The sequence below is a fragment of the Halobacteriovorax vibrionivorans genome (assembly GCF_003346865.1).
In the GTDB taxonomy this organism is placed as follows: domain Bacteria; phylum Bdellovibrionota; class Bacteriovoracia; order Bacteriovoracales; family Bacteriovoracaceae; genus Halobacteriovorax_A; species Halobacteriovorax_A vibrionivorans.
Genome location: NZ_QDKL01000001.1, coordinates 145,988 through 166,861, shown reverse-complemented (window position 1 = coordinate 166,861; position 20,874 = coordinate 145,988). Strand labels below are relative to the sequence as shown.

The 20,874-nt window shown below is 34.3% G+C and carries 23 protein-coding genes; 13 read left to right on the top strand and 10 right to left on the bottom strand.

Features of this window, described 5'->3' with window-relative positions; genetic code table 11:
• Window positions 1-18: 18 nt before the first annotated feature.
• Entirely contained in the window at window positions 19-1,299 is a 1,281-nt protein-coding gene (gene serS / locus DAY19_RS00835) for a serine--tRNA ligase (protein ID WP_114705290.1), read from the top strand.
• A 6-nt stretch (window positions 1,300-1,305) separates the two neighbouring features.
• On the opposite strand, the gene DAY19_RS00830 is transcribed toward serS, so the two are convergent.
• Window positions 1,306-1,839, bottom strand: a complete 534-nt coding sequence (locus DAY19_RS00830) for a GNAT family N-acetyltransferase (RefSeq protein ID WP_114705289.1) — start codon at window positions 1,837-1,839, stop codon at window positions 1,306-1,308.
• Window positions 1,840-1,965: 126 nt separating this feature from the next.
• On the opposite strand from DAY19_RS00830, the gene DAY19_RS00825 reads away from it, so the two are divergent.
• Together DAY19_RS00825 and DAY19_RS00820 are read left to right on the top strand one after the other, a co-directional pair.
• Window positions 1,966-3,087: a ParA family protein gene (locus tag DAY19_RS00825; protein ID WP_114705288.1), complete on the top strand. Its 1,122-nt coding sequence runs from the start codon at window positions 1,966-1,968 to the stop codon at window positions 3,085-3,087.
• 3 nt (window positions 3,088-3,090) lie between these two features.
• Window positions 3,091-3,519 (top strand): hypothetical protein, encoded by a 429-nt coding sequence (locus DAY19_RS00820; protein WP_114705287.1) that lies wholly within the window; start codon window positions 3,091-3,093, stop codon window positions 3,517-3,519.
• Here the strand turns inward: DAY19_RS00820 and DAY19_RS00815 are convergent.
• The 3 genes from DAY19_RS00815 to DAY19_RS00805 all read right to left on the bottom strand — a co-directional run bounded on the left by DAY19_RS00815 (window position 3,502) and on the right by DAY19_RS00805 (window position 6,706).
• Window positions 3,502-3,831 carry a hypothetical protein gene (locus DAY19_RS00815; protein ID WP_114705286.1) on the bottom strand — a complete coding sequence of 110 codons (330 nt, stop codon included), beginning with the start codon at window positions 3,829-3,831 and terminating at the stop codon, window positions 3,502-3,504. The two genes, DAY19_RS00820 and DAY19_RS00815, sit on opposite strands and share 18 nt — an antisense overlap.
• Entirely contained in the window at window positions 3,815-4,753 is a 939-nt protein-coding gene (locus DAY19_RS00810; protein WP_114705285.1) for an HD-GYP domain-containing protein, read from the bottom strand. Before DAY19_RS00810 ends, DAY19_RS00815 begins: the two co-directional genes overlap by 17 nt.
• Window positions 4,754-4,825: 72 nt before the next feature.
• Complete coding sequence (locus tag DAY19_RS00805) at window positions 4,826-6,706, bottom strand: sensor histidine kinase (RefSeq protein WP_114705284.1); 1,881 nt, start codon at window positions 6,704-6,706, stop codon at window positions 4,826-4,828.
• 140 nt (window positions 6,707-6,846) lie between these two features.
• On the opposite strand from DAY19_RS00805, the gene DAY19_RS00800 reads away from it, so the two are divergent.
• The 4 genes from DAY19_RS00800 (at window position 6,847) to DAY19_RS00785 (ending at window position 10,643) form a co-directional block, all read left to right on the top strand.
• Window positions 6,847-7,491 (top strand): DsbA family protein, encoded by a 645-nt coding sequence (locus tag DAY19_RS00800; RefSeq protein WP_114705283.1) that lies wholly within the window; start codon window positions 6,847-6,849, stop codon window positions 7,489-7,491.
• Window positions 7,488-8,045 (top strand): peptidylprolyl isomerase, encoded by a 558-nt coding sequence (locus DAY19_RS00795; protein ID WP_114705282.1) that lies wholly within the window; start codon window positions 7,488-7,490, stop codon window positions 8,043-8,045. Before DAY19_RS00800 ends, DAY19_RS00795 begins: the two co-directional genes overlap by 4 nt.
• Window positions 8,046-8,144: 99 nt before the next feature.
• Window positions 8,145-9,980, top strand: coding sequence for a hypothetical protein (locus DAY19_RS00790; RefSeq protein ID WP_114705281.1), 1,836 nt, complete (start codon window positions 8,145-8,147; stop codon window positions 9,978-9,980).
• A 3-nt stretch (window positions 9,981-9,983) separates the two neighbouring features.
• Window positions 9,984-10,643 carry a Type 1 glutamine amidotransferase-like domain-containing protein gene (locus DAY19_RS00785; protein WP_114705280.1) on the top strand — a complete coding sequence of 220 codons (660 nt, stop codon included), beginning with the start codon at window positions 9,984-9,986 and terminating at the stop codon, window positions 10,641-10,643.
• Between the two features lies 1 nt (window position 10,644).
• Here the strand turns inward: DAY19_RS00785 and DAY19_RS00780 are convergent, their stop codons facing one another.
• The 3 genes from DAY19_RS00780 to cmoA are packed head-to-tail and all read right to left on the bottom strand — an operon-like array spanning window position 10,645 to window position 12,729.
• Complete coding sequence (locus tag DAY19_RS00780) at window positions 10,645-11,022, bottom strand: YbaN family protein (RefSeq protein ID WP_114705279.1); 378 nt, start codon at window positions 11,020-11,022, stop codon at window positions 10,645-10,647.
• 9 nt (window positions 11,023-11,031) lie between these two features.
• The gene (gene cmoB, locus DAY19_RS00775; RefSeq protein ID WP_114705278.1) at window positions 11,032-11,961 is read right to left on the bottom strand and encodes a tRNA 5-methoxyuridine(34)/uridine 5-oxyacetic acid(34) synthase CmoB; all 930 of its coding nucleotides are present in this window, start codon (window positions 11,959-11,961) and stop codon (window positions 11,032-11,034) included.
• 15 nt (window positions 11,962-11,976) lie between these two features.
• Window positions 11,977-12,729 carry a carboxy-S-adenosyl-L-methionine synthase CmoA gene (gene cmoA, locus DAY19_RS00770; protein WP_114705277.1) on the bottom strand — a complete coding sequence of 251 codons (753 nt, stop codon included), beginning with the start codon at window positions 12,727-12,729 and terminating at the stop codon, window positions 11,977-11,979.
• Window positions 12,730-12,900: 171 nt separating this feature from the next.
• Here cmoA and DAY19_RS00765 point away from each other — a divergent pair, with 171 nt between their 5' ends.
• From DAY19_RS00765 to DAY19_RS00755, 3 genes are all read left to right on the top strand, one after another.
• Complete coding sequence (locus tag DAY19_RS00765) at window positions 12,901-13,545, top strand: hypothetical protein (RefSeq protein ID WP_114705276.1); 645 nt, start codon at window positions 12,901-12,903, stop codon at window positions 13,543-13,545.
• A 2-nt stretch (window positions 13,546-13,547) separates the two neighbouring features.
• Window positions 13,548-14,291: a response regulator transcription factor gene (locus DAY19_RS00760; RefSeq protein WP_158536721.1), complete on the top strand. Its 744-nt coding sequence runs from the start codon at window positions 13,548-13,550 to the stop codon at window positions 14,289-14,291.
• Between the two features lie 104 nt (window positions 14,292-14,395).
• Complete coding sequence (locus tag DAY19_RS00755; protein WP_114705274.1) at window positions 14,396-15,847, top strand: sensor histidine kinase; 1,452 nt, start codon at window positions 14,396-14,398, stop codon at window positions 15,845-15,847.
• A gap of 4 nt (window positions 15,848-15,851) precedes the next feature.
• Here DAY19_RS00755 and grxD read toward each other — a convergent pair whose 3' ends face one another.
• Both grxD and DAY19_RS00745 read right to left on the bottom strand, forming a co-directional pair.
• Window positions 15,852-16,238, bottom strand: coding sequence for a Grx4 family monothiol glutaredoxin (grxD, locus tag DAY19_RS00750; protein WP_114705273.1), 387 nt, complete (start codon window positions 16,236-16,238; stop codon window positions 15,852-15,854).
• An 81-nt stretch (window positions 16,239-16,319) separates the two neighbouring features.
• Entirely contained in the window at window positions 16,320-16,973 is a 654-nt protein-coding gene (locus DAY19_RS00745) for an alpha/beta hydrolase (RefSeq protein ID WP_114705272.1), read from the bottom strand.
• Between the two features lie 109 nt (window positions 16,974-17,082).
• Here DAY19_RS00745 and DAY19_RS00740 point away from each other — a divergent pair, with 109 nt between their 5' ends.
• On the top strand, window positions 17,083-17,730 hold the full coding sequence (locus tag DAY19_RS00740) for a 50S ribosomal protein L25 (protein WP_114705271.1): 648 nt from the start codon (window positions 17,083-17,085) through the stop codon (window positions 17,728-17,730).
• Window positions 17,731-17,804: 74 nt separating this feature from the next.
• Window positions 17,805-18,251: an Mpo1 family 2-hydroxy fatty acid dioxygenase gene (locus DAY19_RS00735; protein ID WP_114705270.1), complete on the top strand. Its 447-nt coding sequence runs from the start codon at window positions 17,805-17,807 to the stop codon at window positions 18,249-18,251.
• A 2-nt stretch (window positions 18,252-18,253) separates the two neighbouring features.
• Here the strand turns inward: DAY19_RS00735 and grxB are convergent, their stop codons facing one another.
• Window positions 18,254-18,898: a glutaredoxin 2 gene (grxB, locus tag DAY19_RS00730; protein ID WP_114705269.1), complete on the bottom strand. Its 645-nt coding sequence runs from the start codon at window positions 18,896-18,898 to the stop codon at window positions 18,254-18,256.
• An 83-nt stretch (window positions 18,899-18,981) separates the two neighbouring features.
• Here grxB and DAY19_RS00725 point away from each other — a divergent pair, with 83 nt between their 5' ends.
• Window positions 18,982-20,874, top strand: coding sequence for an MFS transporter (locus DAY19_RS00725; protein WP_114705268.1), 1,893 nt, complete (start codon window positions 18,982-18,984; stop codon window positions 20,872-20,874).

The following is a 20,874-nucleotide window of genomic DNA, read 5'->3' as shown; positions in this document are numbered from 1 at the left end:
AAACATCCGGAGTGCATAGTGTTAGATATAAAATTTATCAGAGAAAACGTTGATCTAGTAAAAGAGGTTATTGCTAATAAAGGTGTTGGCCTTGATCTTGATGAATTATTAACAATTGATGGAAAACTCTCTGAACTAAAAACTAAACAACAAGAATTGCAAGAGAAGAGAAATGCTCACTCAAAGCTAATTCCTAAAGCATCCAATGAAGACAGACCAAAACTTATTGCTGAAGGTAAAGAAATCGCCGCTCAGCTTAAGGAAATGAATCCTGAAATAAGTGAACTTGAAGAAAAATTTAAGACGTTAATGTACTTAACTCCAATGCCTCCATCTAAAGATGCGCCAATTGGAAAAGACGATACTGAAAATGTTATTTCTCGAGTTGAAGGAGAGAAGCCAAACTTCTCATTCACACCAAGACACCACGTTGATATTTTAGAGATGAACGAATGGGCAGAGTTTAAAAATATCGCAAAAGTTTGCGGGTCTCGCTCTTACTCTTTAAGAAATGATATGGTTCTTCTAGAGATGGCCATGCACCGTATGGCTCTTGATATGCTAATTGAGAAGGGATTCACTCTTGTGTCTTCACCTTCAATGGCAAGGGAAGATGCTCTCTATGGAACAGGTCACTTTCCAACAGGAAGAGAAGACGCTTACTATATTCCAGATCATGATATTTACTTATCGGGAACTGCTGAAGTTCAACTAAATAGTCTTCACGGTGGAGAAATCCTAAGCGAAGCAGACCTACCAATTCTCTATGCTGGATTCTCGCCATGCTTTAGAGGTGAGGCCGGAAGTTATGGAAAGGATGTAAAAGGTCTAATCCGTGTTCACCAATTCCAAAAAACAGAACAATTTATTATCTGTAAAGGAGAAGAGGCTGAGTCTGAAAAATGGCACAACGCCCTTCTTGAAACAGCTGAAGAATTTTGTAAACATCTAGAGCTACCTTACCAAATTCTCGAAGTTTGTACTGGAGATATGGGAGCAGGGAAGTATCGTATGTTCGATATTGAATGCTGGGTACCAAGTGAAGAGAAGTATCGTGAGACTCACTCATGTTCTGCACTTCACGACTGGCAATCAAGAAGAACAAATACTCGTTATAGAGATGCTGATGGAAACGTAAAGCATGTTTATACTCTAAATAATACAATGGTTGCGACTCCAAGAATCTTGGTACCATTTATTGAAAACCACCAACAAGAAGATGGATCTGTTTATATTCCAGAAAAACTTCGTATGTATATGGGTGGGAAAGAGTTCCTAAAAGGTAGAAGTAATAAATAATAGATATTAAGGGAGGATAAGGCTTAGCGTTTGAATCCCTTGATGTGCACTTGAAAGTTTTAGTTCACAACCATGAGACTTTGTCATGGATTGAGCAAGCCCAATCATATTACTATTTGTCGTTAACATCTCGCCCTTAAGAATCTTAACGCCACGTTTTTTAGCTTCAACTATAAGTAGAGAAAGAAGTTCTTTTCCAACTCCCATTCCTTGAAATTTATCAATAATAGTTATAGCGAATTCAGCTTCTTCGTGATTTTCTCGGAAAATATCAAAGCGAGCGATTCCCATAGGATGAATAGGTGATGTTGCTGTGATTGCACCAATTGCGTAGTGAAACCTCTTATCATATTCAGTTAGGCTTATAAGTTCTTTGCCTGTTAAGCCTTTCTTAGCAGCAAAAAAGCGATGGTAAATAGATTTAGGTTGCATTTCCTTGATGCCTTCAAGGATGAGTTTCTTGTCAGAAGCCGAAACTTCACGAATTAGGGCCTTGTGTCCTTTAAAATCGTAAATATGTTCTAACGATACTGCTTCCACATTGAAATCATAGCACAGCTTCTCTTTTCAAGTATAGAGCTAGTACTTATAAAGCGGAATATTTTGACATGAGATACCGTAAATGCGTAAAATTAATAGTAAAGTACTTATGGAGGAGACTTAATAATGGATAATTTCTACCCACTTAAAAAAGTGGCCGATATATATGGTGACCCAAATTTAAAATTTACGATTCAAGACTTAGAATCGCAAAACAAAATTCCAAGCTCCCGCAAGTACCGTAGTGGCGCAATCTTTAGAAAAGGTTGGCCGACTGGTTTACTTCCACAAATAGGTGAAGAGGTTGGATATTTCAAAAAGTTTGAAAAGTCGACTTCAGTTTGCGTTTTTACGACAAAGGGTGGAGTTTTAAAATCAACTCTTGCTTTAAACCTTGCTCGTACAGCTGCATTACACGGACAAAGAGTTTGTGTTGTCGGTCTTGATATTCAGGGAGATGTCACAACGTCTCTAGGTTATGACTCTGAAGTTGATGATGGTGAAGACCTTGGTGAACTGATTCAGCGTTTAGACCAAACAAAGGGACTTTGTGATTACTTTAGTGGTGAAGCCACTTTAGAAGATGTGATTGTTCAGGTTGGTCTACCAAATCTCTTTATCATTCCAGAAACACCTGAGTTAGTTGCTTTAAATGATTCTTTAAATAATATTAACCGACGTGAGTTTTGGTTAAAAGAACGTGTTATTGATCCTTTAAAGGAACACTTTGACCTTGTGATTATGGACTGTTCTCCAAATTGGAATAAGTTAACTACAAATGCTCTTGTAGCATGTGATGCGCTAATTTCTCCTCTGGAGTGTAAGATTAATAACTTTAGAAACTTTAGAGTTTTCTCACACTTCTTAAAAGAATTTAAAGATGAAATGAGATTAGATTTTGAATCTATTTTTGTTCCAACAAAATATTCTTCTAATAAAAAATTAAGTAACGATATTCTTAATTGGTACTACGCCAATGTTGAAGGCTGTACGACAATTGGAATCAAGGAATCAGTTAGCGCAGAAGAAGCAATGGCCTTAAACCTTTCAATTGCAGAACACGCAAGTGGAAAACCGATTGCAAAAGATACGATTGAGTTATTTAAGCAAATTCATAAAGCAATTGAAGAGTCGCATTCACGTCGATCAAATCAGTCTGAATCATTGAAGCATCAAGCGCGTGTAATGGGTGGGATTGCAAATAGCAATCTTGGCAACCTTGGGGCGTCACTTGGACATGGGGTTTAAATTATGGCAATTGGCCTAGGCGATTTAGCCGCTAAAAATAAAGTAGCAACTCAAAAAGTAGGAGAGGTAAGAAAGACTTCTCCTATTAATAATGATCTTCTGAAGAATCATAATGAAGCCACTGAAAAAAATAATCGTCAGAATCAATTAAGGCCATGGGAGGCAAAGTCTCAGGCCCAAAAGAGTACGGTAGCATCTCTTGCTGTTAAAAAGGCAAGTGAAGTTGCTATGAAAAATGAAGCTATGGCCCGTGAACTTAGAAAGAGCTTTACTAGTGCTCAAAAAGAGCTAGAGCTTGAAATGTATATTGAAAATCGTGAAAAAGAATTTCTTAATATGGATAATTCACGTGATCTAAATAAATCAAGAAAGAGAATCCATACACATCGATCTTTTCTAAAAAGATTAAGAGATTCACTCTTTAGGTCTTAGACTCTTATCAATTTTAAAATTCTCAAATTCTCGATCATTAAAGCAATGGAGAATTTTATTTGAATATTTCTTTAAAAGTACTTTTTGATTTCCACCTTTAAAGAATTCATTGAAGGCCTTGGAACATAGTTTCTTTGTAAACTTATGATCAACTTCGCTACACTTTTCAATAAACTTACAAGACTGAGGGTAGCCTCGATAGCACTTCATCGATTCGATATCGCAACTTTCTTCGCTTACTTTCTTTCCATCACATGAAAAGAATAGGGCAGTAAAGCTAAGAAGAAAAAAAATATTAAATAACGCCTTCATCAATGAGAATGTCCTTAAATTTATTAATAATATCATGTTCGAAATCATCAATATGTTTCACTGTTATTTCCATGAGTGCATCTCTTGGATTCATTCCAGATATTGTTACATGCTTATCATATGTATTAACTAGGGATAGAATCATAATCGGTAAAGTTAAATTCTTAAGCTTATTTGGCCCTTTCCCTGTTAATACTTCTTCGTGATTGACGATTAGCTCAAGAACACCTTTTTTAATCCAAGGTCGATCTTTTAAAGCACTAATGGCGTCCTTTACATGTAGGCCATATATTCTTTGCTCATCATCATTCATATCTTCTTTATGTTTTTTGAACAACTCTTGATCTTGTTTGTTTAGTCTTGTTAAACCTACATCGTGTAAAAGAGCGGCAGTCGAGATATTAGAAATTTCTTTGTCACTACATCCCACTCGAATTGCTAATCTCGTTGCCAAGCTTGCAACATTCATAGAGTGTGCGATTACAAGATCTGTATCAATTGTTTTCTTCTCAAAAAATTCTTTTAAAGCATCTGGACCAGTTTCTAAAACTTTCTTAAGTTTTTGTGCTGCCACTTCAGTCATTTCATAACTTTTTTCACTATCTGGGTTTTGAAATGATTGCTCTACGGCGGTTAGACATGCTCCTTCAACCACAGCAACTTTTTGCTCTAAATCAAGGTCTTGATCTTCAAGTTTTTCATTCATGAGTTCTTGAATATATGTTTGATACATATGGATATCTTTATCATCGATATAGAATTTAGCCACTTTCTGTTTCGTTAACTTTTCTAATTTATCTGTTGGAATCAGAGTTCCGGCTTCCTGATACTTTAAGTAAGTCTCTTTAAAATAAATATAGAGATCAAAAGTGATCGTCTTGGATGGACTAATAGTTGTAATTTGTAATGGTATAAACTTCATCTCTTCTCATTAAATTATATCTATACTATTAGTGTATTTCTAAAACGTGTTTATTACAATAATAGAGGAGAATTATTCTTCTTTAATAGGAATTTTAAAAGAGACAAGAGTTCCAGGATTTTGGTTTTCAATGATGAAGGTTATGTTTAAGAGTTCAGAATAAGAGCGAATAATAAAGTATCCAAACCCTGATCCTTTCTCTCCAAGTGTACCAATACTTATACCTGTATCATGATGGTTTTTTATTTTTTGAATTTTTTCTTTTTTGATACCAATACCATTGTCAATAATATCAATGACTAAGTGATCGTTCTTAAGTTTTGAATCTATTTTTATGAAACCACCTTCTGGTGTGAACTTAATTGCATTAGAGATGACGTTTCCAATAATTTGATGAGTGAGAATTGGAAGATTAGAAACGATAACCTGATTTATATTATCTTGGTTAATTTTAAGCTTTATATTTTTTCTATCACATTGAGGTCGAAATATTGTCTCAATATTATTTATTAAGTCTTTGAGCGCAAAAGCCTTCATCTCTGGTTTGTTATTTATTAAGGCTTGTTCTGACTTAACATTATCGAGAATATCTTTTATATGGTTTGTCGCTGAATAGATCTTTGGCCAAGCTTTTTTATCATCGACATGGCCTCTTCTTAAGTATCGACTAGCATAACCAGAGATCACAAATAGTGAGTTGGCAATATCATGAGAAAGTACTCTGAGCAGTCGAATATACTTTTGTTGATCAAGATTTTTGATCTTATTAATTTCATTTTCTTTTTTGATTCGATTAATTTTTAACCCTAGTGCAATAGATAGCACAAAGGTCTCGATAACATTTCCAAAAAGAATAGAGTGTTGTGTATAGAAGTTATATTCAATGAGTCCATATGAGGATGCAAAATAAGCAAATGCACTTGCATATAAAATAAGCCATGAAAGTAAATAAACCTTTGACTCTGAGCTTGGATTTTTAAAGTTAATAAAAATTGTTGTTCCAAGAACAGTTATACAGACATACAGAATGTATAAGTCAATGACTGTTCCAACTGGAATCGTTCCTATCCATACTTCATTAAGGCTAATGAGTGTGCAGCATATAATCCATATTATTGTAGAGATGATCTTTAAGCATCGAAAAAGTTTTTGATTTATTTTTTCAAAATCTAAAAGCTTATAAGCGAAGGTGAAAGTAAAAAATGCGGCAGATGTACTAAATACACCGAGAATACTTTTTAGAAGATATAAACCTAGAATATTTTGAAGATATCCCGTAAGTGTCATTACTGTTAAGCATACAAAGAATAAGAAACTTGAGTATATGAAATAGGCCGTTTCGCGTACAAGAAAAAATAGTACAAAGTTATAAATTAGTAAGGATAGGATTATCCCAAAGTAGAGTGTATTTAATATGATATGGGCATATTCTGTTTTAAAGAAATTATTTAAACTGTATAGGTTTACTTCAGAGTCTAATCGATGAATAGATTTTAGTTTAACAACGTAAGACTTTTGTTCTCCACTAGGAATATTTACGTAGAAAGAATTGAATAAGCGAAATGTGGATTCTTCCCATGTTTGAGTTTTTGTTAAAACTCCATCATTTAGAAGAAAAAGATTACTCGTATCAATAAAGCTAGATGTAAAGTGGACGGCCCCTTTAAATAGACTACTACTGTCATTTTTAAGGGTTATCTTAAACCAGATATAGTCTTTGGTGTATTCAATGTTAAATGAGTTTGCTTTATTAGTATGGAAGTCAGTATTTTGGAATTCTTTATTAGAACTACGTCTTATTGAGATTGCTTTTGTAATATTAACCTTATCATTTTTTAAAAGGTCAGCTGTATTATTTGTAATTTCATAGATTGAATCATTCGCTGCGCAAATAGAATGAACTATCATTAGAAAACTAAAGAGAATAATCAATTTTTGATAGCGAAAAAACATATAGATATTATAGGGCTTAATAAGACTTATTGAAAAGAATTTGTTTAAGTTCTATCTGTAAAAAATCAGCTAATCTTTCTTTGATAGAATCAATTTGAAAATGTACAATTTGAATATATTTATGCTTTAGAGAGTAACTTATGAAGAAGTTGAATTTTTATTTTGATTTTACGTCACCATATTCATACCTGAGTATGATGAAAATAGATAACGGCCAATTAGATGATCGTTATGATATCGAGTTTATGCCTGTTATGGTGGGACGTTTATTTGCTTTGAATGAATTATCAGCTCCAGCTCAAGTGAAAAATAAAGCACTTTATCTTTTCAAAGAAGCCTTAAGGTCTGCAGATAGACAAGGAGTAGAGTTGACTTCTCCGAGAACCTTGCCATTTAATTCTCTTCCATACTTGAGGATGGCATTAGGTTTAAAAGAAGATAAAGTTAAACAAAGAGAATTTATAGTTAAGACTTTTCAATATGGTTGGAGAGATGGACTTGATTATGAAGACTACGATGGGTTTAAAGCATATATAACTAAAGATTGCTTACTAGAAGCTGAGTACGAAGAATTAGAAAATTCTAAAGAGTTAAAAAAAGAACTTAAGAAATTAATAAACTCTGCGTATGAAAGAAAAATTTTTGGTGTTCCTACATTTGAGGTTAACGATGATTTTTATTGGGGTGATCACAATTTCGAGTCCCTCGCAAAAAAAGAATTTTTAGACTATAATCAACACAAAGAATTTTTAAAGTTCAAAGAATTTTTTAAGGATGAAAAATGAAAGACATAATTAAGTTATTTACAATTCTTCTTTTAAGCTCATTTGTATTTGCAAATACAAAAGTAATCTTAAAGACTAATTTTGGAGATATCACTTTAAAACTTTACGATAAGAAAGCTCCAAAAACTGTAAAAAACTTTCTCGAATACGTAAACTCTGACTTCTATAATGAAACGATCTTTCATCGAGTGATTGATGGTTTTATGATTCAAGGTGGGGGATATGATACAAATCTTAAAAAGAAGAAAACAAATAAGCCAATTGAAAATGAAGCGACTAATGGCCTAAGTAATGTACTTGGAACAATTGCAATGGCACGTACATCGGTAATTAATTCGGCGACTTCTCAATTCTTTATCAATGTTAAAGACAATACTTTCCTTGATCATACAGGAAAATCACCTTCTCAATATGGATACGCAGTATTTGGTAAGGTCATAAGTGGAATGGCCGTGGTTAATCGAATCAAGAAGACAAAAACTGGAAAGAATGGACCATTTCAGAATTTACCAAACACAAATATCGTGATTAAGAAGGCTTACGTCCTCCCTTAAGCTTTATTTCATAGCTTAGGGCTCGGGTATTATACGTTCAGCAATAGCAAATTCTTCGTTTTGAAGAATTCGCTTCATTTTCTGAGATATAATTTATCCATGGGTTCGTTAAACTTTAAAAGTAAACCAAAATTAAATTATTCTAAATTTAACCAAATTAATGGGAAGCATCCTTTACAGAAATCTTGTAAGGACGCTTTTATTACATATCAAGCAAGACGCAGACACGGCGGTAAGCTAGCTTTCTTTAATTTTGACCTTGCTAAGGAAATGGGCCTAATTCCAATGTCTCATCCTGAAGAGGTAACACCTGAGTTAGAAGAGAAGATTTTAGAGACATTTTCAATCGTTATTATTAATGAATACGATATTGAAAATGAGATAGAGTTCCCTGAAGAGGATATTTTGCCAAATAAATACATGGCAACACGCTACCTACAATTACAACATCCTAATAAACAGGGGAAAACATCAGGTGATGGAAGGTCTGTTTGGAATGGTGTTGTAAAAAATAAGGGAAAGGTTTGGGATATTTCAAGTCAAGGAACAGGAGCAACGAGCCTTTCTCCTGCTACTCATATACAAAACAAATTCTTTCAAACAGGGGATCCAACAATATCATATGGTTGTGGATATTCTGAGTTTGATGAAGGGCTTGCAACTTTAATGTTTTCAGAAGTTATGAATAAGAATAACTATGAAACAGAAAGATGCTTGGCCATTATTAAGTTTGAAGATAATATTTCAATAAATGTAAGGGCAAATCAAAACTTGATTCGACCTTCTCATATGTTTAATCACTTAAAACAAAGTAATTATGATGCCCTTAAGGATATTGTTAATTACTATATTGATCGCCAAGAAACAAATGGTACTTGGAAAAACGTCCCTAAAACAGAGAGTAGGCGATATAAATACTTTTTAAAAAAACAGACTGAAGTTTTTGCAAGACTAGCAGCAAACTTTGAGGATGATTATATATTCTGTTGGCTTGATTGGGACGGTGACAATATTCTAATGAATGGTGGAATTATTGACTATGGATCAATTAGACAATTTGGCCTATTTCATCACGAGTATCGCTTTGATGATGTTCAGAGGTTTTCAACAACAATAAAAGAACAAAAAGATAAAGCAAAGTATATCGTACAAACATTTATTCAAATTGTTGACTACTTAGAGAATAAAGAAAAACGTCCAATAAGTGATTTCTATCAATCAACTTTTCTTCGTAACTTTGACAATTTATTTGACGAACAAAAAAAGATTAATCTCTTATCCAAAGTAGGTATTGCTCCTAAGTATCATGATTTCTTAATAAAGAAATATAATTACATAATAGAAAGCTTTTCAAAGGACTTTTCATACTTTGAAAGGACTAAATCAACTTATGGACTATATGAAGTAAGTGATGGCGTTTGTTGGGATGCAATTTTTTGTATGCGTGATATTCTAAGGGAGTTACCTCAAATTATTTTAAGTCGCGGAGAGACTATTGGAAGACAAGAGTTTGTTGATATTGCCAAATCTACATATGCGACTCAAGAAGATCTTGCAATCAATTCATACAGGGGAGCTAAAATTGATAGCTTCCAAAAGAATTATATGTCTCTTATAAAAACAATTGCGAGAAAAGAGAATAAGGATGAAAAAGATATCCTTCTTGAAGTCCTAATGCGTTCTTCAATCATTAATAAGTTCGATCGAGTTACAGGTGATAGTATTGCCCGTATTGTAGAATCAATTGTACAAAAGCAAAAAAAGTTTGATCCTAATACGATGTTTTCAGCTATGGTTGATTTTAGGGAACATCAAACATTTGATCCTGATAATATTGTTCCAAAACAAGAGCGTAACTCTAATACCAAAAAAGAATTAAAACCTATCGTTACTGAATTCCTACAAATTGTAAGAGATTATAGAGAAGGCATCTAAGAAATGAAAATTGGTTTATATGGTGGAGGGGACTTCTGTGATAATGAGGAAATCGACGAGCATATTTTTGAAATGTGTGAAAGCGAAGAGCCAAGTATTACTTTTATCCCCGCCGGTTCATATGAGTCGGAACTAGATTTCGTCGACTTAATTAAAGCATATAAGAAAATCGGTTTTAAAAGGTTTATTCACTTTCCTGTTGACCACGAATTTGATTCAACACTAATGCAAGAAGCTCTTTCAAGTGATGTCATTCATCTTGGAGGAGGTAATACCTTTTACTTTATCAAGCATCTTAGACGAAGTGGTATTTTTAATCGTTTAATTGAATATGCAAATAATGGTGGTATCCTAACAGGTCTTTCTGCCGGTGCAATCATGACAACTCCAAATATAATGACGGCATCCTTTCCTCCGTGGGATCGTGATGATAATGAAGATAATGTACGAAACTTTAAGGCCATGAATTTAGTGGACTTCGAGTTCTTTCCTCACTATAGAAAATCTAAACGATATGATATTGAATTGAAGAGACACTCAATTTTATCTCGATTTCCTATATATGCTTGTCCAGATGGCAGCGGTCTTGTTGTAACAGATGAAGAAATATATGTTCACGGAGAATGTTACATCTTTGAAAATGGTCAAAAATATAAGTTATAGATTATTTACGATGACTCGGTCTAGTAAGTAGGAAGGTAATGATAGATAGCCCAATAAGTGAAATAATGACTTTTATTGTTGGGGCCACATCAACATATATAAGTGAATAACTAAAGAGTGCAATAATCATTGAGATTGCAATAATCTTACTCTTAATTGATACGACGCCATACTTATTCCAATCAGTAATAATCTCACCAAATATTTTATGATTAAGTAACCATTGGTAGTACTTTTCACTGCTTCGAGAAAAGCAGTAGGCACTAAGTAGCAAGAATGGTGTTGTTGGAATTAAAGGTAAAAAGACTCCAATTATAGCTAAGGCTACGAATGCAATTCCAAAACTTAAATAGATAATTCTCTTGCTTTGATTGATCATATCTTTTTATTAAAATGTTTTAATAGGTGAAGTAGGCTTCTTCTTGGCCTTGATACAGAACCTCACTGGTGCTGGATATCCTTCTACTGTTTTACTCTTATCATTATCATCTAAAAAATCTTCAAGTGATTGATGTGGCGGAGGACACCAAGGAGTCTTCCTTTGCTCTTCAAAATTAGTTGTAGACACTGATACGACTTCAATATCTATAAAGCCTGTTCGATTAATCCAATTCTTTAAACAAGTTAGGGTTGGTAGGAACCATACATTTCTCATTTTTGAATAACGATCTTCAGGAAAGAGGCAAGTCGAGTCTTCACCAGGTATACCAATTGTCTCCATAATCATTTCGCCACCAGGTACGAGGGCCTCTCTTATTGAGATTAATTGCTCAAGAGGATGACGGTGATGATAAAGAACACCCATGGAAAAGATCACATCGTAGAAAGATCGAAAGTTAGGAAGGTCTTCAATACCAAATAACTCAAATTTTAAATTATCATGCCCTTTAAAGTGATTAATAAAATCAAATTGGGCCTGGTTATGCATAACGGGATCGATTCCAATTACAAGTTTTGGATCTTGTTTGGCCATCTCAAACATATAGTAGCCATTGTTACAGCCAACATCGAGTACAACCTTGTCTTTTAAATCAGGAAGAGATTCCTTAAGACGCTCCCATTTCTTATCAGATCTCCATTCAGCATCAATATCTAATTCACCAATTTGAAATGGTCCTTTGCGCCAAGGAATTAGCTCTTTGGCCGTTTCAATTGTCTCAGTAGAGTTAAGCTTGAGTGAAGGAATTCGATCAAAAATTGCTTTGTATTCTTTTTGGTACTTTGTACGAAACTCATGAAGTTTTGCTTTCTTTAGCTCTCTTAAAGACTCTATATCAACACGATTACCAAATTTTTCTAAATATTCTAAATTGTCCATTTTCTCTACTTAATTCTACTTGATACAAAGATAACAAGAAAAGTTATACCATCTAAAAATCATCTCAGACTTCTCAAAGCCAGCATCATTTAACATCTTCATCTGTTGTTGTGGAGTTAAAGGCTTTAAAACATTTTCAAGGGCCTCTCGTTTTTGAGAAATCTCCATTTCACTATATCCATTTCTTCTTTTGAAGTCATAGTAGAGGTCAATGAGTAAATTATCGATCTGCTCATCTTGGCAAATAATTTTCTCTGCCAGAATGAAGCATCCATTCTCATTTAGTCCATTATAGATATTTTTTATGACCTCAAGTCTTTCTTCCATTGGAAGAAATTGAAGAGTGTAATTCATGATAACCATGCCTGCATCTTCAATCTTTGTCTCTGTAATAGATTCTTCTTTTAGTTCGACATTATTTTGAAGTCCGTGGGCATTAAGCTTTTGTGAAGCTTTCTCTAGCATTGGCTTAGATGTATCAACCCCGATAAACTCTGGAAGGGGACGATCATTTTGTCTAAAGTGGTCTGCCATTAAAAGCATTGTTGTTCCTGTTGAGCATCCTAGGTCAAAGACTTTTCCACTCTTATAGAAACGACGAGTCAGATCAATAATGATCTTATGAATTTCATGGTAATTTGGAATACTACGAGACACCATGTCATCAAATACTGATGCAACATTTTGGTTAAATTCAAAATCAGAGATCTTCTCAATTTTATTGGCAAAGACCTTATCTTCGCCATTGTTCATAAATTTGTTTGTCATGGGCCGAAATTAGAATAACTTTCGGCCATTGTCCAATTTATCTATAAAATATACCTACTAATCTACTGTAATTTCATATAGTTATTGTGCCGCGTGAAATTTTACTTTGAATAAGTAATTTTTATTGGTATGTAAACAAAATATATTAAAGACAGTAACAACGCAGGTATTATGACAAAAGAAATTAGTAAAGGTGAAGCCTTTAATGAAACGCTAAGAGTTTTGGCCCATGACTACTCTGGACATATGCATCTCATTAGATTTTGTATCGATGAGATTTTACAAAAGCAAGATCCAGAAAATCCATTCGTTAAAAGACTTAATCAAGGTCTTGAAAGATTTCAAACAGATCTCGATTTGCTTAAGCAATCGACTCCATATTTTTTAGAAGAAGAAGTTCAAATAAGTAAAATTGCTTCACGTGCATTTGGCCAAGGCCGAATTTATTTAAAGAAGCATTTTGCGGATTTAACTTGGTCTATTGTTGGTGATGGCAGTATTGAAGCAAAGAATGCTAACACTTTAAGTGAAGGACTGTTCGCTTTTGCCCACCTATTTTCTACATTAGCAAAAAAAGAGGGAAGAGATTCGATTCATATCACCTTAGAAATTAAAGACGGGTTAAGAAAATTAATATTTCTTAAGTCAGATTTAAACAAATACTTAAGACAGGACCTCGATTCCATCTTAAACTTAGGTGACGAAAACGAAAAAACATTGAGAAGATACATCGGTGTCGAAAACTTTGTGGCCAAGGGTTGGGAATACGATGTGCTCGATGGGGAAAACAATTTATCGGTGAGGTTAAAATTATGACAATGGCAACAGACAAGGAAATTTGGATTTTAGAGGATGATGAGGGATGTCGTTTTGTATATGAACAAACTTTAGTTCATCGCTACAACAACTTAAAGTTTTTTACTTCTATTGAAGATTTTCAAAAGGCTTTAAGTGAAACGGAAAAGAACCCAGCATTAATCATTGCTGATTTAATGTTAGATGATGGGAACTTTATGACTTACTTAAACCATTCTAAAGATCGACGTTTAATGGTAATACCATTTATCATCGTTTCTAGTATTGATGATATCGATGCTCTAAGATTCTGCTTTATGGAAGGCGCACTAGATTACTTAACAAAACCATTTAAAAAGAATGAACTAATCGTGAAGATTGAAAATGTCTTTAACGGTAGTCCACGTCGCATGGTTCAACCAATTGCACATAAATCGATGCTTCTTGATGGAAAAGAAGTTGAGCATTTAACAAGTAAGCAAAAACAACTACTGGGTCTATTTATTAATTCTCCACATCGCATCGTAAGCCGTGATGACATTTTAGATAATGTATGGGGAGATACAACGGTTCACCCTAAAACAGTTGATGTTCACTTATATAACTTAAGACGTAAACTACACGACTATGGTTATATTATCCGCTCTGAAGGTGGAGGAAAGTGGTCATTAATACCTGATACATATGAAAAATCTGCATCAAGTAATGACGACAGTCATAGTGCAAGTTCTTCAGGTGATGAGCAATCATCTGTATCATCTATGTAATACAGAAAATAAATAATAATAGTGAATTCTCCTATATTTAACTATAGGGGAATTCCTGTTTTTTTGAAGTTGTTGATTTAGTATTTAAGCTTACGAGACGCCAAGTGAAAGAGATTAGTAATAACTTATCAAAAGAGTTATTCCATTCAGATGTTTTCTACAGCCACATCGACTTTGATGGAACTTATATACATTTAAGTGAAGTCTATATGGGCTATGGAATTGTTGTTGGAGACTCAATTCTTGAGACAATCATTCCAGCAAAGCGAAAATTCTTCGAAAAACAAATAGCCGAAGCACGCAAAGGTGAAATCGTGCACTTTTTCACTGAAACGCGAAATCGATTAGAAGAAATTGATAAGTGGGAGATGTGGCTACAACCATCATATTCAGCAGATGGTAATTCGATAGAGTATATAGAGGTTTTTAGTCGTAACTTGAATGCAGGAACAGAAAACTTTATTTCATCACTATTCAAGAATTTTTATACAGCAACAGATGATGACCTTTATATCTTAAATGATGAATTATATATTTTAGATATAAATAAATCATCAAAGAATGGTGATATCGGTAAAAGCTTTTCTGAAATTATGGAAAGAGATGATGATTATCTCTTCTTTCTAAATACTTTTGAACAGGCCAAACGACTAAATGGAGTGGCCCTTAAAGTCACTCATCCAATACGAAAAAGTAATAGAAATCAAAAACGCTATTGTCGTATTAGTGTAACGTATATGATTATTCAGGGCGTTGGGCGCTATATGCTACAGATTCGAGATGTTCATCAAGAACACTCAAATCGATTAGCACTCAAGATTCAAGAAAAGCAATTTGAAGAGTTTGAAAGATGGCGCTCTCTTGGACAGATGTCTGCTGGGATTGCCCATGAAATAAATAATCCACTTTGTATTATTAGAATTCAAGCTGAACAATTATTAGATCGTCTTGGTAGTCAAAGAAATGATATCGATCCTTCTCATTTAAAAAAGCTAGATAGTATTATTAAGCAAGTTGATCGAATCGAAAATATCGCAAATAGTTTAAAGATTTATTCTCGTTCATCAAATTCTATTTCTAAACAGACTCATTATCTTGATGATTTAATTAACGATACACTAGGCCTCTTTCAAGCTCAAACTGGTCGCGAAATCTATATTGACTATAAAAATAATTATAAAGAACTTGAAATTGAGTGTAAGAAGAATGAGTTTTACCAAGTTATTTTAAACTTATTGATGAACTCTTATCAGGCAGTTCAAAAGTTCAACTCTTTAGAAAATTGTTGGATAAAAATTTGGATAGAAAAAACAATTTTAAATCAATATGTCATTTATATTCAAGATGGTGGTAATGGAATAAAGAATGAAGTTGTAAAAGATATCTTTACACCATTTTTTACCACTAAAGATGTCGGAAGTGGAACAGGGCTTGGCCTGAGTATTTCAAAGAAGCTTGCTTTGGAAAATGGAATGATTTTAGATTTTGAAAAAGACTTTAATTATACAACATTTTCAATAACACTAGGCTTAGATATAACTAAGCCTAGTGAGTAATTTCTTATTTTAAAACTTCTTGAAGTTGTCCAGATTGAAACATTTCTGTAATGATGTCATTACCACCAACTAATTCACCCTTGTAGTATAATTGTGGGTATGTTGGCCAATTTGAATAGGCCTTTAATCCTTCTCTAATATCCATATCTTCTAGAATATTAAAAGTCTTATAAGGCTTACCAACTGAGTTTAGCATTGCAATAGTATTTGCAGAGAAACCACACATTGGCATGTCAGGAGTACCTTTCATAAAAAGAAATAGATCTGCAGAATTAATTAATGATTTAATTTGCTCATTAAGCTCTGAGTTCTTATCTACATTTGAAACGGCCTCACCTTGATTAATTGGTGTCGATTCTTTTCCTAAGATATTAAATGGGTTATCGCTCATACAAGATTCCTTTTTTTATAATTTTCTCTATCTTACCTAATAATAGTGGCTTTGAAAATGGCCAATGGTAAGTAGCTAATATTAAAGACGTTCGTTGAGCCAGAGTCTCAATTGCATGATTTCATCGATGTCGATATCATGCTCCATTTCATATTGATAAAACTCTGAACTTGCACCAAGCTTGTTGATATGATCAATTCCGGCCTTCGTTTGATTGATATCTATGACTGGATCATTAGTACCATGAGCACAGAAAATATCAGTTTCTCTTAGGCATTTGCTGAGGCCCTGGGGAAGTCTTTCGGGATAAATCCTTGGGGACATAAGAACTATTCCACCTAATTTGTGCTCAAGCTGGTAAGCGGTTTCAAGGCTTACGCAACCTCCCTGTGAAAAACCAGCAAGGAAAATGTCTTCATAATCAAGTTGTTCATTTTGTTTAACCAAGTCATGGATTAGGCTTTTTATAATAGAGACACTATTTTCGATTCCAGGGATTGGATCCTTGGGTGGAATGTCATACCAACTGTAGCCAAAATAGTATTTCTTAGGAGCATTCAATAGAAGATAGCTTAGCCCAGTCACATTCACTTCTTTAGCAAATATTTTATAAGACTCAAGTGAGTCGCCAAGGCCATGCATGAGGATCATTACTTTTTGTGCACTGGTTGGAGCAATATCGCTTGAAGGTATATAGAAAGAGTCAAGTATTGGGGTGTGTTTTAGTGTTTTCATAGGGAAAAAATAGGAGATTGTTCGTTTTTATTCAAGTTTATTCTAATTTTTTTTTATGAACGGTCGATAGAATAGTATCTACTGAATCCACGGAACACAGGAGGAAAATGTGTCAACAACTGATATTCTAAAAGTTGAAAAAAGAGATGTAGGAGCTTCAACAGCTCAAATGAGAAAAGAAGGATATATTCCAGGCGTAATCTTTGGAAAAGATTTTGATGGTGCTAACTTTAAAGTACCTAAAGTTGACCTAGCGAAATTTCTTCATAATTCAGGGAAAGTTTTTGAAGTAGAATTTGCAGGGAAGAAACACCTTGTAACTCTTAGTCATGTACAAAGAGGGCATCTAGGAACAGATTTTGTTCATTGCTCATTCCATAAAGTATCTGCAAAAGATAAAGTTTCACTTTCTCTTCCAATTCACTTCATTGGTGAAGCTGCTGGTATCAAGCAGGGTGGTCTTGTTAACATTAACTTCCACGAAGTTGAGGTTGAAGGTCTTCCAAAAGATATGCCAGAGTACCTTGAGTTTGACCTATCAGGACTTGAGCTTGATGAAAACTGGACTCTTGAACACTTCACACTACCAAAAGGTCTTACTTGGGTACACGATGTAACAGATACAGTTGTTACTTGTTCAATGCCAAGAGTTGAAGTTGAGCCAGAAGTTGAAGAAACTGAAATGGTTGTTGAAACTCACGCTGATGCAGAAGCAGCAGCTGAAGAAGCTCCTGAAAAAGAAGAAGCAGCTTCATAAAATAACTTAATCATCTTATGTTATTATATAGGGAGACCGTTAGGTCTCCCTTTTTTGTATTGGAGAGCTTTGTTATGAGGAGTTTAGAAACCTGGTTATCACTATATGGCCAATCCCATCAAAATCGTACTAACCAACGAATTCATGAAGTCTGTGTACCTTTGATCACTTGGTCATTACTGGGATTGTTGTGGGCCATTCCTACTCCTGAAAGTTTTGGTGCTTTCAACTGGTCCTGGCTCTTTGTCATATTGGCAAGTTTCTTTTATTTAACTTTAAAAAGCTTTAAAGCAATTAGTGTTGCCTTAGGTCTTGTCCTTCCTTTTATGTTCTTAAATCATTTCTACTTGGAGAGTTTCTTAGGAAGCTACTTCTTAATAACTTGGGTTTTAATTTTTGTTGTGGCATGGATAGGGCAATTTATCGGTCATAAGATTGAAGGAAAGAAGCCTTCATTCTTTGAAGATCTTCAATTCCTTCTTATTGGACCTATTTGGGTATTTCTTGGTGATAAATCTTAGGTCTATTTCCAAAAGTCTTCGTGATAGTTGAAGTTTGTTAGCTCCTTTACCTTTTGTAGATAAATATGGATCTGCGGAGGAAATTGATATTCTGGAAAGATATACATTCCCCATATATGCGAAGCCAGTAGGATATCTAGAATAGTAAATTTATCACTTTCATAAAATGGTAATAACTTACTTGGAAGTTGTCCGAGATTTAATTCTAAACCTTTTAGAAAGAGCTGCTTGTTTTGAGCAAGTGTATTAAAAGGTCCACGCTTAGCTGATTTCTTATTTATAAAGTACTCGCGAGCTTCTGGAATGAACTCTTTTGACCACGCCCAATATGGCATGCAGAGGTTGTGAACATCTTTTCCAAGCGCATCGAGATATTGCTCAAGTTGCTCATAACTTTCAGTATCCAATTTGTCTAAATGAAGATCTTTTTCACTTTTTTGCGCTAAAGCCTTAATTATGTCTAAGGATTCGTTCATTATTTCGCCATCAATTTCCATTATTGGTAGCATCTTTTTATTTGTAAGCTTAAGTGGTGTCTCTTCATCATTGTAGTCTAAAACCACCGACTCATAGTCTAGATCGAAGAATCCGAGTGCCATACGTACTCTTACACAGAATGGACAATGGATGTAATGATATAATTTCATATTTATTCCTTTCGGGTATTTGCGTCATGCCGTATCAGTAAATAATAGTACAATATTGTTAAGAATTATTTAAGGAAAAATCCATGTCATTAGCAATGCTATATAAAGAGAGAAAGTTTTGGCCCTTGTTCTGGACGATGTTCCTGGGGGCCGCAAACGATAATGTATTTAAGAATGCGTTAATTATTTTAATTACATATAAGAATGTTTCGTTATTTGGTTTAGGTGCCGAGTCATTAGTTGCTTTTGCTGGTGGTGCATTTATTCTTCCATATGTTTTATTTTCTGCAACATCAGGTCAGATTTCTGACCATTACGATAAAGCACAAGTTATTAAAGTAACTAAGTTTACTGAATTAGCGTTTATGGTTGTGGGATCAATTGGTTTTATAACAGAAAGTTATGGCCTATTGATGTTGACTCTCTTTTTAATGGGTGCTCAATCATCATTCTTTTCTCCCGTTAAATTTTCATCGTTAAGAACAATATTAAAAGACGATGAATTAACAACTGGAACTGCCCTTATTGGTGGTGGGACATTTATTGCGATTCTTATCGGTACAATTATTGGGGGACTTGCAGCTGCCGCTCCTGATGCTACAAATGTCGCTTCTTTAGCAATCCTAGGATTTGCAATCTTGGGGATTATTACAGCAAGATTTCAAAATAAAATTAATGATATTAATGAAGATGTAAAAATCGATTATACGTTTATTAAGCCAACTTTTAAGCTCCTGGCCGACTCGATGAAAGATAAGAACTCTTTTCGTGCAATGATGGGAGTTTCATGGTTTTGGTTCTTAGGTTCATTCGTTCTATCAGTAATGCCAGCTATCATTAAAAATGTTTTCTTTGGTAGTGAGATGGTTGCTTCTATTTTTATGGCAACTTTTACAGTCGGGATGGGACTTGGCTCATGGATATGCTCGAAGTTATCTGGTAAGAGAATCGAGGTTGGAATGGTTCCAATCGCAGCCTTTGGTATGTCACTAGCTGTATTTGACCTTTATTATATTTCTACTCAGTGGCCAATGTCAGTTACTGGCGCATTAATGCCGCCAGCTGAATTCTTTACGCAGCCAATGGCCATTAGAGCAATAATTGATTTGCTTTTAATTACGATCTTTGGCGGAAACTTCTATATTTCTCAACTAACATTCATGCAACATAGTGCTCCTCTTGAGCGCTTAGCAAGAACGATTGCGGCCAATAATATATGGAATGCTATCTTTATGGTTGTAGCAGCTGTATCAATCATTTTACTGAAGAAATCAGGAGCAACAGCTCTTGATAATCTTGCTATCCTTGGCGGTGTTAATCTCATCTATGCGGCTATCACATATTACTTCTTTCATGAAGAGATGTGGCGCTTCTTCTTTCATATGCTAACAAATGTTTTATATGACATCGAAGTTGAGGGTGAAGAAAATATCCCTAAAGATGGTAAAGTCGTCATTGCTGCAAACCATACATCATTCGTGGATTGGGGAGTGGTTATGAGTCTTTCTCCAAGGCCTATACGTTGGGTAATTGATCACAGATATTATTTCATACCGGGACTAAAGCAATTCTTTATGCAGGGTCATCTTATTCCAATTGCAACACGTAAAGAAAACCCTGAGCTATTAGATAAGGCGTATTCTAAGCTCGATAAGACTCTTCAAGAAGAGCGCTGTGTTGGCTTCTTTCCTGAGGGATGGATTACTCGCGATGGTAAACCTCGTCGTTATCAGCCAGGTATTAAGAAAGTTGTTGAACAAACTAATGCTACGGTTGTTCCAATTGTTATAAAAGGTCTATGGGGAAGCTTTTATTCTTTTTCTGGTAAAGGTGTTTTTAAAGGAATCAGATGGAATTTACTTAAACGCCGAAAGGTGAGAGTAATTGTTCTTTCGCCAATTGGCCCTGATGAGTTCTGCTATAAAGACTTAGAAGATAAAATGGTAAGTGAATATGTAAAGCCTCTGTCATCATAA

What these genes read in the sequence shown, in the direction of transcription:
- DAY19_RS00825 (WP_114705288.1), top strand. Translation starts at nt 1,966, where the DNA reads ATGGATAATTTCTACCCACTTAAAAAAGTGGCCGATATATATGGTGAC.
- DAY19_RS00820 (WP_114705287.1), top strand. Translation starts at nt 3,091, where the DNA reads ATGGCAATTGGCCTAGGCGATTTAGCCGCTAAAAATAAAGTAGCAACT.
- DAY19_RS00815 (WP_114705286.1), bottom strand. Translation starts at nt 3,831, where the DNA reads ATGAAGGCGTTATTTAATATTTTTTTTCTTCTTAGCTTTACTGCCCTA.
- DAY19_RS00810 (WP_114705285.1), bottom strand. Translation starts at nt 4,753, where the DNA reads ATGAAGTTTATACCATTACAAATTACAACTATTAGTCCATCCAAGACG.
- DAY19_RS00805 (WP_114705284.1), bottom strand. Translation starts at nt 6,706, where the DNA reads ATGTTTTTTCGCTATCAAAAATTGATTATTCTCTTTAGTTTTCTAATG.
- DAY19_RS00800 (WP_114705283.1), top strand. Translation starts at nt 6,847, where the DNA reads ATGAAGAAGTTGAATTTTTATTTTGATTTTACGTCACCATATTCATAC.
- DAY19_RS00795 (WP_114705282.1), top strand. Translation starts at nt 7,488, where the DNA reads ATGAAAGACATAATTAAGTTATTTACAATTCTTCTTTTAAGCTCATTT.
- DAY19_RS00790 (WP_114705281.1), top strand. Translation starts at nt 8,145, where the DNA reads ATGGGTTCGTTAAACTTTAAAAGTAAACCAAAATTAAATTATTCTAAA.
- DAY19_RS00785 (WP_114705280.1), top strand. Translation starts at nt 9,984, where the DNA reads ATGAAAATTGGTTTATATGGTGGAGGGGACTTCTGTGATAATGAGGAA.
- DAY19_RS00780 (WP_114705279.1), bottom strand. Translation starts at nt 11,022, where the DNA reads ATGATCAATCAAAGCAAGAGAATTATCTATTTAAGTTTTGGAATTGCA.
- cmoB (WP_114705278.1), bottom strand. Translation starts at nt 11,961, where the DNA reads ATGGACAATTTAGAATATTTAGAAAAATTTGGTAATCGTGTTGATATA.
- cmoA (WP_114705277.1), bottom strand. Translation starts at nt 12,729, where the DNA reads ATGACAAACAAATTTATGAACAATGGCGAAGATAAGGTCTTTGCCAAT.
- DAY19_RS00765 (WP_114705276.1), top strand. Translation starts at nt 12,901, where the DNA reads ATGACAAAAGAAATTAGTAAAGGTGAAGCCTTTAATGAAACGCTAAGA.
- DAY19_RS00760 (WP_158536721.1), top strand. Translation starts at nt 13,548, where the DNA reads ATGGCAACAGACAAGGAAATTTGGATTTTAGAGGATGATGAGGGATGT.
- grxD (WP_114705273.1), bottom strand. Translation starts at nt 16,238, where the DNA reads ATGAGCGATAACCCATTTAATATCTTAGGAAAAGAATCGACACCAATT.
- DAY19_RS00745 (WP_114705272.1), bottom strand. Translation starts at nt 16,973, where the DNA reads ATGAAAACACTAAAACACACCCCAATACTTGACTCTTTCTATATACCT.
- DAY19_RS00735 (WP_114705270.1), top strand. Translation starts at nt 17,805, where the DNA reads ATGAGGAGTTTAGAAACCTGGTTATCACTATATGGCCAATCCCATCAA.
- grxB (WP_114705269.1), bottom strand. Translation starts at nt 18,898, where the DNA reads ATGAAATTATATCATTACATCCATTGTCCATTCTGTGTAAGAGTACGT.
- DAY19_RS00725 (WP_114705268.1), top strand. Translation starts at nt 18,982, where the DNA reads ATGTCATTAGCAATGCTATATAAAGAGAGAAAGTTTTGGCCCTTGTTC.